This window comes from Flagellimonas lutimaris, from assembly GCF_003581615.1.
GTDB lineage: Bacteria > Bacteroidota > Bacteroidia > Flavobacteriales > Flavobacteriaceae > Flagellimonas > Flagellimonas lutimaris.
The window spans coordinates 76,627-90,060 of record NZ_QXFH01000071.1 but is presented as its reverse complement, the minus strand read 5'-3'; the positions used below and the strand labels follow the sequence as shown (position 1 = coordinate 90,060).

Sequence of the window (13,434 nt, the reverse complement as noted above, 5' to 3'; positions counted from 1 at the left end):
CATGAGCACGCATATAGAAGCTAAACCAGGCGAAATTGCCGAAACCGTTCTAATGCCCGGAGATCCATTAAGGGCCAAGTGGATTGCGGAAACATTTCTGGAAAATCCCGTGTGCTACAACCGAATTCGGGGAATGTTGGGCTATACCGGTACCTATAAGGGAAAAAGAGTCTCTGTACAAGGAAGTGGAATGGGAATGCCTTCTGCCATGATTTATTTTCACGAGCTTATCAACGATTATGGAGTCAAGAACATAATACGTGTAGGGTCTGCAGGATCGTACCAAAAAGATGTAAAGCTCAATGATGTAGTCTTGGCCATGGCCGCTTCTACCACTTCGGGCATGAACAATTCCAGGTTCATTAACTCGGATTATTCCCCAACTGCTGACTTTGATCTTTTTATAAAAGCCGTCAATTATGCTCGAGAAAACAACATACCCATAAAAGCAGGAAATGTACTTTCTTCGGATGAGTTTTATAGCGATGACCCAGAAGAATACAAGCTTTGGGCGCAATATGGCGTGCTTTGCGTTGAAATGGAAACCGCTGGATTATATACGATTGCAGCTAAATATAACATTAAGGCATTGACTATTTTAACCATTTCCGACTCTTTGGTAACAGATGAAAAACTCTCTGCGCATGACCGTGAAACCACTTTTAAAGACATGGTCCAAATTGCTTTGGCCGCTGCCATATCCTAAAGAAACTTTCAACAGTTGGCGCTTTTATTTAAATGGCAGGCCTGTAAAACCTGATTGGCCTTGCTCCCATCCCTGTAAATCGTTATTCCCTTTAGTCCATACTTCCAAGCAGTCTTATAAATATTGGAAACAGTTTCTTTTGAGGTATTTTTCGAAAGATTAATGGTTTTTGATACGGCATTGTCCGTATATTTCTGGAAAGCTCGTTGATGTTGCAAATGATATTCCCATGGAATCTCCAAGCTGGTTTCGAACACTCTTCTTACTTCTTTTGGAATATGCTTCAGTTGTTGAATACTTCCTGTACCCAGTACTTCTTCCCTAACCTCATCGGTCCATAAGCCCAATTCTTTCATTTTACCCACAAAAATCGGATTTACCTCCATTTGTGTTTGGTTTTCCAATATACCAACACGTTTGTAGGCCAAGGCATACAAAGGTTCAATAGAATACGAGGTGTCCGCGATTACTGAAATGCTGCCCGTAGGCGCTATACTATTGCATGTAGCATTTCTCATGGGTTTATTAGGGTAGAAAACACTTTTGTTCCAATTGGGGAACTCACCCCGTTCTTTAGCCAATTCTGCCGATGTCCTATAGCTTTTCTCCTGAACAAATTTCATAAGGTTTTCTCCCAGTAAAACTGCTTCTTCCGAGGCGTAGGAAATATTAAGCAAAGCTAACATTTCGGCCCACCCCATTATTCCAAGTCCAATTTTTCTATTGCTTTTGGTCTCTTGTTCTATTTGAGACAATAAATAATGGTTTGCCGAAATCACATTGTCCAAAAACCTAACGGCTACGACAATGGTATTTTCCAAAACCTTCCAATCCACTTCTCCCTGATCTCCTTCAAGTTTTACCATTTTTGATAAATTGATGGAACCCAGGTTACAACTTTCATATTCGAACAAGGGAACTTCACCACAGGGGTTGGTACTCTGGATTCTACCTAGTTCGGGTACTGGATTGTGTTTGTTTATTGTATCCAAAAAAATAAGTCCTGGGTCTCCTGTAGCCCAAGCTTGTGAAACTATTTGATCCCAGAGCTTACTGGCTTTGATGATTTTCGTAACCCTTTTTGTCCTCGGGTTTATCAATTTCCAATCTGTCCCACTTTGGACCGCCTTCATAAAATCATCGGTAATCCCCGCGGAAAGGTTAAAATTTTGCAATGTGTTACTTTCAGATTTTGAAAGGATAAACTCTTCGATATCGGGATGGTCCACATTCAAAATTCCCATGTTGGCTCCTCTTCGTTTTCCTCCTTGCCTTACATGTTCCGTTGCGGTATCATAAATTTTGATAAACGCCATGGGGCCCGAGGAAACCCCTCCCGATGATGAAACCATATCTCCATGCGGACGAAGCTGGGAAAAATTATATCCTGTTCCTCCCCCACTTTGATGAATCATGGCCATGTTTTTTAAAGTAGTAAATATGCTATCCAAACTATCTTCCACTGGTAAAACAAAACACGCGCTCAATTGTCCATTCGGTAGTCCAGCATTCATTAAGGTTGGTGAATTGGGTAAAAAATGGAGATTGGCCAGTAGGGCATAAAATTTATTTTCCCATTTTTTTCTATCCTCTTTTTCTACACTTGCCACATACTTGGCCACTCTCCAAAAAAGTTCTTTCGGGGATTCCACTATTTTTCCCTCCGTATTCTTCAGCAAATACCTGGCATTGAGTAATTGCTTTGCGTTTTCTGAAAGTTTCATTTTGTTTTGAGTGACATACCTGTTTTCTCCGTCAAAATTTCTTTTAATGCTTTTGTGGTAGTGGAATCTATCAAGTTCAACGCTCTAACACCACACAATTCCTTTACCATTCGAGCTCCCGCCAAAGTATTCGAGGCCACCCCGGTAACAATATCTGGAACCAGTTCAAAGGCTTTCATCAAACCATAAACAGCATAAGGGTCCGAAGCACTTAAAATAGTGCACTTAATATGTTCCCTTAGCGCATTTATGGCGACATCCCCATTGTAAGGCTCCAAAGGCGAGGCTCCAATTTCTATAATGGCAACATCAGCATTTTCTTGGGCTATTCTACTGAGCATCTGTTCAAACTTTTCTTTGTAGCGCTCTTTTGGGCAAATGGACGAAGGAAGTCCCACATCCACAAAATCCAATATCCTATCTGCCCCCACATCCTTAAAGGCCAAAATATCCTTATAACGTCCTGCTCCAGTTAGTTTTGCACCGACCACTTTATATCCTGCTTGCTTAAAAATGTTTGTTACAATTCGGGCTGATGTTGTTTTACCCGCTGACATAGAGGTTCCCACAAACACGATTACTGGTGTATTAAAAGGAATCCTAGGTATCTTCTCAACAAAATCATCCATAGTTACTTTTTTGCCATCCCTAAAGGCATGCCCCTTATAAATCACCTTGATCATTTTGGGAATAAACATGGACTTGGACGTCAATTTCCCCAGAAGCCCTGCACCCGTAAGCACCGTCATTTTTAAATCGTCCGCTACATTTCTCCAGCTCCCGGTGGCTTCCAAAGTAGCATAACGTTCCCCTAATGCGCCGACAATATGCTCGCCAGCTATAACCCCTCGCATCCTACCATTGGGAAGTTCCATTTTTAAGCTCTCCCCACCTTCGTTCAAAATTTCACAAACGATATAATCGCCTGTTCCCCATTTGTCCCTGGGCAACGCTTTTAGTTCGAATCCTTTTTCTGCCAAATCGGATATTCGGGTCAATGATGCATAAATATATTTGTGGTCCATAACAAAAAGTTTAATTGTCTCCTGCTTCAGCCAGCATAAGAAGAGCCAGTAATGCTGTCCTAACCGGAAACTCGTCCAATAAAATGTGTTCGTGTTGGGCATGGGCCCCATCCCCTGTTGTACCCAATCCATCCAAGGTGGCGGTGTACAAACTTGTGGTATTGCCATCCGACCCTCCACCTGCGGTGGCTTCTTCCAAGTCCAAGCCTAAAAGGCTTCCTTTTGCCTTGGCCAATTTCCACAGCATACGATTACCTGCCGTATGCTCCATTGGGGGTCTTCCTATTCCTCCTTCTATATGTACTTCAACCTCTGGCAAGGTAGGTTTGAGAGAAAGAATTTGTTCTGTAATCCTTTCTCCATCTTTTTTGTTCAACACTCGGACATCCACCACCGCTTTGCTTTCTGGTGCAATTACATTGGGCGAGACACCGCCTTCAATCATCCCTACATTGACCGTAATACCTTTATCAAAATCGTTCATGGCATATAACTGCTGTACCTGATGGGAAAGCTCTACGATAGCACTGGCTCCTTTTTGAGGATCTAATCCAGCATGGGCAGCTTTACCTTTTACGGTAATCGTAAATCGTCCAAGGCCTTTTCTGGCGGTTTTCAGTTTACCCGTCAAGCCCAAAGGAGGCTCCATAATATAGGCACGCTCACAAACTTTGGCCAATCGTTCAATGGCGCTTCGGGATTCCCTGCTTCCAATTTCTTCATCGGAGTTGATTAAAATAACCGGTGTTAGGGGCAAGTTCAGATTCAATGCATCAATAGCCTTCAAGGCAAAAATGATTTGGGTGAGCCCCGCTTTCATATCATAAACACCAGGGCCGCTCAAAGTTTGGCCATCTTTTCGCAATGGCATCTTCTTTAGCGTATTGAGTGCCCAAACGGTATCACAATGGCCTATCATTAATTGTGAAGCTTTGCTTTTATCCCTATTTAAAGGTCTGGCATATAAAAATCCACCTGTTTCCTTTCCTGGTACATGAAGTGTATAAAAACCAAGTTTCTTCAACTCTTCCGCAATAAATTTTAAAATCTGATATTGGGACTTAGGGTCACGTGAAGGTGATTCCAACGAAACAAGTTCCTCCAAAAAATTCAACATTTCCTTCTCCCTTGATTTGAGCTGATTCAAGATACCATCTGCAATATGTGTTACCTTGGAAGTCATCTTTTAAAATCTTTTGGAAAAGGAAAATTGTAGGTTTCTTCGATTTTGGCAAAACGACCATATGAAATATATGCCAGCAACGGATTATTTTTTAATTGTTCTTGTTCGTCCTTTTCTGAAACCCTCAAATAATCAATGTGCACATAGGCCTCTTTTATTTTTCCCGTTATGATGCTATTCTCACCAAAACCATCAATAATCTTGAACAATTCACATTCCAAGTACAAATAAGCATCCTTTACCAAAGGGGCATCCATGGAGGCCGCTTTAATCAAGGGCAAGGCTTCTACAATTTGTTGTGATTTGGCCAATGCTTCCGTTCTGGGCGAAGCGCTCAAGGAAGTGGTTGTTACTTGATCAGGTGTAGGGAAGCTCACTGTGAATTCTCCAGTCTTTTTTACATTTTGATATGTCCCATGCCTAGGGGTACACACAAATCCAAAATAGTTGTCAAACCCAAGAGGGGTTGCCATATGTTTTGGAGCCAGGTCATAACCATCCCTTTCTTTAGTCCCCACCACCACCAAAGGAGCCACTGTGAATATCCTATCCCATATAGGATTACGGGTATCCAATGAAACGTATTTTTTATCCTGAAGAAGGTCCATGACAACTGCTTTGGTCTTTCTAAAAATACAATTATGAATCAGGGTCTCCTATGACCTAAATCAGGAACACTTCTAGGCAAATAATAGGGTTATCAAATATTTATAGTACAGAATTCAAGTTAACATGAATGACCTAAATCATTTCAAATGAAAGTATTGTAAGCTAGATTTGAGATAATCCATTACGATGGGTTACATCACCACATGAGTAAGTAAATGGGAGCAAAATGTCTACCAATTCCGAATATAAGGACACCAAGAACTATGAGAGGAATATGGATGAAAGTCCAAAACCTCCCAAAGGGAGAAGCAATATAAGTTGGATATATTGGGTAGTTCTATTTTTTCTTATAGCTTTTCCATTTTTCACCAAAAACGTTGGGGCATCCAAAGAAATTGGCTGGTCTAAATTAGAAGATACCCTTTTGGCCAAAAACGCCATTGAAAGGATTATTGTCATCAATAAAGAGGTGGCACAGATATACCTTAAAAAAAGTTTTCTGGATGACCCGGATTTCAAAGAGGACAATGACGGTTTACTTTCCTCTAACTCGGGACCCCAATACTACATCACCATTGGTTCCGTCGAAAGTTTTGAGAACAAACTACAAAGAGCACAAGAGAATGCCGGTATATCTGAAAAAATTGATGTACGGTATGAAAATCGGACCAATTTAATTACGATTTTATCATGGTTATTACCTTTAGCTTTTTTCATCTTTATTTGGATGTTCCTACTCCGAAGAATAGGTGGAGGAGGTAAAGGAGGTAACCCTTTGTTCAATTTTGGGAAATCAACGGCAAAACTTACCGAAAAAGGAACCAAAAGCAAGGTAACCTTTAATGATATTGCCGGCCTCAAAGAAGCCAAGGCCGAAGTAATGGAAGTTGTGGATTTCCTTAAAAACCCGGAAGATTACACCAGGTTAGGTGCTAAAATCCCCAAAGGTGTCATGCTTGTAGGACCACCCGGTACGGGAAAAACCTTGATGGCCAAAGCTGTTGCGGGTGAAGCTCAAGTTCCTTTTTTCTCCATGTCGGGTTCCGAGTTTGTAGAGATGTTTGTTGGAGTTGGCGCATCGCGCGTGCGAGATTTGTTTAAAAAAGCTAAGGCAAAAGCACCAAGCATTATTTTTATTGATGAGATTGATGCTGTTGGACGCTCTCGAGGAAAAATCAATGCATTTCAAGCCAATGATGAACGCGAAAGCACCTTGAACCAACTACTTACCGAGTTGGACGGTTTTGGGGATAACACAGGTGTTATTGTTTTGGCCGCCACCAACCGCCCCGATGTGCTGGATAAGGCACTTTTACGCCCAGGAAGGTTTGATCGTCATATTTATTTGGAGCTGCCCAACCAATCGGAACGTGCTGAAATTTTTAAGGTTCATATCCGTCCTTTAAAACTTTCAAAAAATGTAGACATTGAAGTTCTGGCCAAATTAAGTCCGGGATTCTCCGGAGCAGACATTGCCAATATTTGTAATGAAGCCGCCCTAATTGCTGCAAGAAATAAAAAGAATGAAGTGGAGCAAGAGGATTTTATGGCCGCAAGAGACCGGGTCATTGTGGGGATGGAGCGTAAAAGCAAGATCATTTCTCCAAAAGAAAAAGAAATTGTTGCCTACCACGAAGCCGGTCATGCCGTTGCAAGTTGGCACCTAAAACATGTAGATTCCCTTGTAAAGGTTTCGATAATCCCTCGGGGGAAATCACTCGGAGCTGCTTGGTATTTACCGGAAGAGCGGCAAATTGTAACCAAATCGCAATTTATAGATCAGCTGTGCGCCTCGCTTGGTGGAAGGGCCGCGGAGGAAATAATCTTTAAAGAACCCTCATCCGGGGCCTTGGACGATCTTGAAAAAGTAACCAAACAAGCCTATACCATGGTGTCCTACTATGGTTTGGATGATGAAATAGGCCCTATCAGTTTTTATGACTCTACAGGTGATAACGAACGTTTACTTGGAAAACCCTATAGTGAAGATATGGCCAAGCAAATTGACCATGAAGTACGTGATTTGATCATATCTGCCTATGAACGAACCAAAAAATTACTGTTACAACATAAAGAAGAGTTAAACAATTTAGCACAACTGCTATTAAAAAAAGAAGTGGTAGATAAAGATGATCTTGAAAAACTCTTGGGTAAGAGAGGTGAAAAATTATTGGGTAAGGGTACTGAAAAACCAAGTAACCCCAACTTTCTGGTAAATTATTTTAATGATTAAAAGAACAAATTTAGAGAACCATTCAAATAAGCAGTTACAAGCTTTTTTGAACATAAAATAAAGAGTCATGGAAAATACATTAATTTACGATTTGGACCTCCATTTTGAACACAAACAATGGGAACGTGAGCTTGAATTTTGGAAAGACGAGCTAAAAACTTTTAAGAACCGATTAAGTGAACTTATTGGCCGATACGAAGACCAAAAAGTGCTTGCCAAATTGGAACATTATCAAAATGAATTCATTTTACACGAAGGGGTCATAAACGATCTTAAGGAAACCATCGAAGAGCACGAATCCAATATGGCCGAACATAGTAAGGTGGGTGAAGAGGCTTTAGATGTCTCTTTAGTTGAAAAGCATGTGAAATTTAGAAAGAAAATGGAAGCCCAACGTCAAATCTATGCTGAGCTTAAAAAGGATTTTTTTGAATTTCTAACCGAATACTGGACATAGTCACATGACATTCTTAAAATCCTAAGGCCGTTATCTTCAACATCAATCTATACTCTGTGTCACCTATAAATGACCAGGGTAAAGTCACCTATGTAGTTACTCAAAATCACTCAAGGTATAGACTTTTTATTTATGCATGGAGTCCAATGAAACAGGCAACTCAAACAGCTCAAGGGAAAAGTATGGCAAGGCAGCCAATAGATGATCAAAAATATCGGCCATTACGTATTCATAGTTTTCCCAACGTTTGTCGGAACTAAATGCATAAACCTCCAAAGGAATACCTTGCGAAGTAGGCTGTAATTGCCTAACCATCAAGGTCATTTGCTTGTTAATAGCGGAATGACTTTCAAGATAATTGGTCACGTATTTACGGAATACACCAAAGTTGGTCATGTTTCTTCCATTTACCAATAGTTCCTTATCAATTTCGTTTGATTCGTTATAGGAATTGATTTGCTCATTTCTAGTGTTGATATAAGCTCCCACCAACTGAATTTTTTTTAATCCCTCTATGTCTTCATCCGTTAAAAACCTGATACTATTTTGGCGGATAACCAAAGACCTTTTTATTCGTCGACCACCCGAAGCCTGCATACTGCGCCAGTTTTTAAACGAATCGGAAATCAGGGCATAAGTGGGTATTGTAGTGGTGGTCATATCAAAGTTCTGAACTTTTACAGTGGCCAAACTTATCTCGACCACATCACCATCGGCACCATACTTTTCAAATGTAATCCAATCACCAATGCGGACCATATCATTAATAGTAACCTGAATACTGGCCACAAGACCTAAAATAGAGTCTTTAAATATCAGAAGGATTACTGCCGAAGCGGCACCGAGAGCGGTGAAAAATTTCCATACCGTGGTATCGGTAACAATGGCAAAAATGGTCAACAAACCGACTGCCCAGGCAAAAATCATGAAAACCTGAACGTAACTATCTATTGGTTTATCCTTAAATCTGGAAAGTGTTTTTAAATAGCTATTTACGCTTTTAAAAAACTTCCGGAAAATAATCAATATTAGAAAAACGAAGAGGATTTTGGTAGTCTTCAATGCAATATTCTCGGCATAATCGAAGTCTATAAAGGCCACTGGAATAAACTCAAGGACAATTATAAATGGCACAATATGCGCCACATACCTAGGCACACGGTGGGCTACCAAAAAATTATCAAAATTGTTTTTGGACTTTCTAGCTATTTTAACGGATAAACCCCGTAAAACTTTCCAAATAAGCACATCCAAAATCAATACAAGGATTAGCACCCCAATCAAAAGAAGAAACAGATTGAGATAAGCGGCCAATCCCTCCCCCATTCCGGTTTTTAAAAGATAATTGTACAGTAAACGACCTAGGTCTTTGTCCATAGTTTTCCATTGAAGAAATACAATACAAAATTAAGGGATTTAATCCACCTCCCAATAGAAGTAAATTATCATTTTATGTAAGGGCTAATGGCTATAGAGCAAAAAATAATTCGATTAAAAAACCAAAGACATTTAACTAATCATAAAATACCATTTAAATCCTGCCGTTTTAGGCAAAAAAATTATATTTGCACACCTAAAATTCCAAAGGCCCACGTGGTGGAATTGGTAGACACGCTACCTTGAGGGGGTAGTGTTCGAAAGGACGTGCTGGTTCGACTCCAGTCGTGGGCACGAAAGAAAACCGCAAGAGATTGCGGTTTTTTTGTTTTAAACACTCCCTGAAAAATCCTTAAATCTTTTCCCAAAACACTGATATTTATAAGGAAGAATCTAAATTTTATGATAAAAAACTAGGATGACGTCTTTTAAATCGTAAATTTGTTTAACGTTTAAACTTAAAAGATGAACAACGTAAAAACTTCCTTTAGTATTCGAGACATGGAAAACCTGTCAGGAATCAAGGCCCATACCATTCGAATTTGGGAAAAGAGATACAATTTGTTCAGTCCCGAACGAACGGATACCAACATCCGCACTTACAATCTGGAAAGCCTACAAAAGTTATTGAACGTTACCCTTCTTTATAAGAATGGGTATAAAATTTCCAAAATTGCCAAGTTAGGTGATGAAAAAATACCTTTACTGGTCAACGAAATTATTACTCTAAAAAGTGAAAAGAGCCACGCCATAAATTCTTTTAAATTGGCGATGCTCAATTTTGACCAATCGCTCTTCCTAAGTACCTATAACGAACTGATGGAAGAAAAGTCGTTCACTCAGATTTTTAATGATGTCTTTATTCCATTGTTGAACGAACTTGGATTATTATGGCAAACCAATACCATAAGTCCTGCCCACGAGCACTTTATATCTAATTTAATCAAACAAAAAGTATATATCCATACAGAGAAACTCCAGTTTGAGGCCCCCACAAAAAATGACGAGGTTTACGTGCTGTTTCTCCCTGAGAACGAAATACATGAATTAGGCCTTTTGTATATTAATTATCAGTTGGCCTTACATGGATATAAAACCATATACTTAGGACAGACAATGCCTATTGATAGCCTAGAAGATTTGCTCAAATATTACCATAATATAAGGTTTGTCTCCTATTTCACCGTTTCACCGACAAAGGACGATATTGATGATTATTTTAAAAAGTTTGGAGAGGTATTGAAGAAGTCTCCAGATTCTAAACTTTGGGTTCTCGGCCACCAGATTCAAGAGATTGGTGAAAATAAGCCTAAAGGACCCATTAAAATATTTAAATCTATTAATCAACTGATAGAATTGCTCTAATCCCAAATGAAAAAAGTAATAGTTATTGGTTCTGGTTTTTCATCGCTTTCCGCTTCCTGTTATCTGGCTAAAGCTGGGTACGAGGTAGAAATGTTCGAAAAAAATGATACCGTCGGAGGAAGGGCAAGGCAGTTGGTTAAAGATGGCTTTACTTTTGATATTGGCCCCAGTTGGTATTGGATGCCCGATATTTTTGAAAAGTTTTTTGGTGACTTTGGCAAAAAGACTTCCGATTACTATCACTTGGACAAATTGAATCCTGCATATAAAATTTTCTTCCAAGACGATATTGTTACCATTGGTGATTGTATGGAGAGTATTTGTGAAGAGTTTGAACGTATCGAGGCTGGTAGTAGTGAACACTTGAAACAGTTTATAGGCCAGGCACAGGAAAACTACGATATTGCTATAAATAAAGTAGTTCTTCGTCCGGGTCTTTCCCCGTTGGAATTGGTAACCAAAGAGACGGTTTTAAAAGTTGACCAATTTTTTAAAACCATTAGTCAGCAAGTACGAAAACGGTTCAAAAATCCAAAATTAGTTAGCACATTAGAATTTCCCGTACTTTTTTTGGGAGCCAAACCAAGTAACACTCCATCCTTTTACAGTTTTATGAATTTTGCAGACTTTGGTTTGGGTACTTGGCACCCAAAAGGTGGTATGTACGAAATTATAAAAGCTATGAAAAGCGTGGCCGAGGAACTGGGCGTTACCATACATAACAATAGTCCCGCAACCCATATTTTAGTTTCGGATGGAGAAGTTTTAGGCATTCGGAGCCAAGGAAAAAATCATTTAGGTGATTATGTAGTGAGTGGTGCAGATTACCATCACTCCGAGACTTTGCTCGATAAAAAATATAGACAATATTCCGAGGAGTATTGGGACAAAAAAACTTATGCCCCATCTTCATTATTGTTTTATATCGGTTTTGATAAAAAGTTAAAAAACATCAATCACCATAATTTGTTTTTTGACACCGATTTTGAAAAACACGCCCAAGAAATCTATGACAACCCGCAATGGCCCAGTAACCCATTGTTCTATGCCAATTTCCCATCCGTAACAGATGCATCAATGGCTCCCATAGGAAAAGAAACAGGGTTTTTCTTGGTACCCATTGCTCCTGGGTTGGAGGATACACCACAACTACGAGACCAATATTTTGATATTGTGATGGACCGATTTGAAAATTTAACCAAGCAAACTGTAAAAAATTCAGTAATTTTTAAGGAAAGTTTCTGTGTTAACGATTTTATTGAGCAGTACAATTCCTATAAAGGCAATGCCTATGGTTTGGCAAACACATTGCGCCAAACTGCTTTTTTAAGACCTAATCTCAAAAGTAGCAAAGTAAAAAGCTTGTTCTTTACCGGTCAGTTGACCGTTCCCGGACCAGGGGTCCCACCATCCCTGATATCCGGTAAACTGGTGGCTGATTTAATCATTAAAGAAGAAAAAAGATGAAAACTATTTTTGATAACGTTTCTTATAGCTGTAGTAAAATTGTAACCAGTTCCTACAGTACCTCTTTTTCGTTGGCAACCAAAATGTTGGCTCCTTCCATCCGTTTGGATATTTACAACATCTATGGATTTGTACGTTTTGCAGATGAAATTGTGGATACGTTCCACGACTACAATAAAAGAAAACTGTTCGATGCTTTTGAAAAAGATATGGAACAAGCTATCGAGGATAAAATTAGCCTGAATCCAATTTTAAATTCCTTTCAACATACATATCATAAATACGACATCCCCCATCACTTGGTGGAATCCTTTATGAAGAGTATGCGAATGGATCTTACCAAAAAAAGGTACGAGACCTTTGATGAATACCGTGAGTACATTTATGGTTCTGCCGATGTTGTTGGGTTGATGTGCCTTTGTGTTTTTGTAAAAGGGGACAAAGAGAAATACGAAGAGCTGAAAGAATCAGCCATGGCTTTGGGTTCCGCCTTTCAAAAAGTAAATTTTCTTCGTGATTTAAAAGCTGACTACGAAGATTTGAACAGGACCTATTTTCCAAATACCGATTTGATGGAACTTGATGAACTGTCCAAAAAACGTATCGTAGATGAAATAAAGGCAGATTTTGCACTTGGATACTCTGGTATTATCCATCTCCCGGAACAGGCAAAGTTTGGCGTATATACGGCTTATCGTTATTATAAAAAGTTGCTTCAAAAATTACAGAGCACTCCTCCCTTGGAAATTAAAAACACACGGATTCGTGTGCCCAATTATCAAAAATTTGGACTATTGGCACAATCTTATGTTAATTATAAATTACAATTGGTACAATGAAAGTAGCACTTTGGATATTGATATTTTTGGCAACCTTTTGCTTTATGGAATTCATGGCTTGGTTTACCCATAAATATGTAATGCATGGTTTTTTATGGAGTCTCCACAAAGACCACCATAAAAAAGATCATGATTCGTGGTTTGAGCGAAACGATGCATTCTTTATTTTTTACGCTATAGTGAGCATGACGCTATTCTACCTAGGCAGTTATACTACTTTTTGGTATGGATGGCCTTTAGGTTTTGGCATACTTGCTTATGGAATTGCCTACTTTACAGTTCATGATATTTTTATCCACCAACGCTTTAAGATGTTTAGAAATGCCAATAATTGGTATGCCCGCGGGGTAAGAAGAGCTCACAAAATACACCATAAACACTTGGGGAAAGAAGACGGGGAATGTTTTGGGATGCTTTTGGTTCCCTTTAAATATTTTAGAAAAAAATAA

12 protein-coding genes and 1 tRNA gene are annotated in these 13,434 nt (G+C 39.3%); 8 read left to right on the top strand and 5 right to left on the bottom strand.

Annotation, left to right across the window (positions count from 1 at the left end):
* Nucleotide 1 precedes the first annotated feature (1 nt).
* Nucleotides 2–706: a purine-nucleoside phosphorylase gene (gene deoD / locus D2V08_RS09470; protein ID WP_119607846.1), complete on the top strand. Its 705-nt coding sequence runs from the start codon at nucleotides 2–4 to the stop codon at nucleotides 704–706.
* A gap of 8 nt (nucleotides 707–714) precedes the next feature.
* Here deoD and D2V08_RS17320 read toward each other — a convergent pair whose 3' ends face one another.
* From D2V08_RS17320 to D2V08_RS09455, 4 genes are read right to left on the bottom strand one after another with little or no spacing between them, the layout of a single operon-like run.
* Nucleotides 715–2,430 carry an adenosylcobalamin-dependent ribonucleoside-diphosphate reductase gene (locus tag D2V08_RS17320; RefSeq protein ID WP_182835513.1) on the bottom strand — a complete coding sequence of 572 codons (1,716 nt, stop codon included), beginning with the start codon at nucleotides 2,428–2,430 and terminating at the stop codon, nucleotides 715–717.
* Nucleotides 2,427–3,455 carry a hypothetical protein gene (locus tag D2V08_RS17315; protein ID WP_182835512.1) on the bottom strand — a complete coding sequence of 343 codons (1,029 nt, stop codon included), beginning with the start codon at nucleotides 3,453–3,455 and terminating at the stop codon, nucleotides 2,427–2,429. The genes D2V08_RS17320 and D2V08_RS17315 overlap by 4 nt, the downstream gene beginning before the upstream one ends.
* A 10-nt stretch (nucleotides 3,456–3,465) precedes the next feature.
* A complete protein-coding gene (locus D2V08_RS09460; RefSeq protein ID WP_119607845.1) occupies nucleotides 3,466–4,638 on the bottom strand; it encodes a M20 family metallopeptidase in 1,173 nt (390 codons plus the stop codon).
* Complete coding sequence (locus D2V08_RS09455) at nucleotides 4,635–5,246, bottom strand: flavin reductase (protein WP_119607844.1); 612 nt, start codon at nucleotides 5,244–5,246, stop codon at nucleotides 4,635–4,637. Before D2V08_RS09455 ends, D2V08_RS09460 begins: the two co-directional genes overlap by 4 nt.
* Before the next feature lie 227 nt (nucleotides 5,247–5,473).
* Here D2V08_RS09455 and ftsH point away from each other — a divergent pair, with 227 nt between their 5' ends.
* Both ftsH and D2V08_RS09445 read left to right on the top strand, forming a co-directional pair.
* A complete protein-coding gene (gene ftsH / locus D2V08_RS09450) occupies nucleotides 5,474–7,480 on the top strand; it encodes an ATP-dependent zinc metalloprotease FtsH (RefSeq protein ID WP_245980556.1) in 2,007 nt (668 codons plus the stop codon).
* Between the two features lie 67 nt (nucleotides 7,481–7,547).
* Nucleotides 7,548–7,937 carry a hypothetical protein gene (locus D2V08_RS09445; protein ID WP_119607843.1) on the top strand — a complete coding sequence of 130 codons (390 nt, stop codon included), beginning with the start codon at nucleotides 7,548–7,550 and terminating at the stop codon, nucleotides 7,935–7,937.
* Nucleotides 7,938–8,063: 126 nt separating this feature from the next.
* Here D2V08_RS09445 and D2V08_RS09440 read toward each other — a convergent pair whose 3' ends face one another.
* Nucleotides 8,064–9,314 carry a mechanosensitive ion channel family protein gene (locus D2V08_RS09440; protein WP_119607842.1) on the bottom strand — a complete coding sequence of 417 codons (1,251 nt, stop codon included), beginning with the start codon at nucleotides 9,312–9,314 and terminating at the stop codon, nucleotides 8,064–8,066.
* A 210-nt stretch (nucleotides 9,315–9,524) separates the two neighbouring features.
* Here D2V08_RS09440 and D2V08_RS09435 point away from each other — a divergent pair.
* The 5 genes from D2V08_RS09435 to D2V08_RS09415 all read left to right on the top strand — a co-directional run bounded on the left by D2V08_RS09435 (nucleotide 9,525) and on the right by D2V08_RS09415 (nucleotide 13,434).
* Nucleotides 9,525–9,608: transfer RNA gene (locus D2V08_RS09435), tRNA-Leu, on the top strand.
* A gap of 171 nt (nucleotides 9,609–9,779) precedes the next feature.
* Nucleotides 9,780–10,679 (top strand): MerR family transcriptional regulator, encoded by a 900-nt coding sequence (locus D2V08_RS09430; protein WP_119607841.1) that lies wholly within the window; start codon nucleotides 9,780–9,782, stop codon nucleotides 10,677–10,679.
* 6 nt (nucleotides 10,680–10,685) lie between these two features.
* A complete protein-coding gene (gene crtID / locus D2V08_RS09425; protein WP_119607840.1) occupies nucleotides 10,686–12,146 on the top strand; it encodes a bifunctional phytoene desaturase/3,4-desaturase in 1,461 nt (486 codons plus the stop codon).
* Nucleotides 12,143–12,985: a phytoene/squalene synthase family protein gene (locus D2V08_RS09420; protein ID WP_119607839.1), complete on the top strand. Its 843-nt coding sequence runs from the start codon at nucleotides 12,143–12,145 to the stop codon at nucleotides 12,983–12,985. The genes crtID and D2V08_RS09420 overlap by 4 nt, the downstream gene beginning before the upstream one ends.
* A complete protein-coding gene (locus D2V08_RS09415) occupies nucleotides 12,982–13,434 on the top strand; it encodes a sterol desaturase family protein (protein WP_119607838.1) in 453 nt (150 codons plus the stop codon). The genes D2V08_RS09420 and D2V08_RS09415 overlap by 4 nt, the downstream gene beginning before the upstream one ends.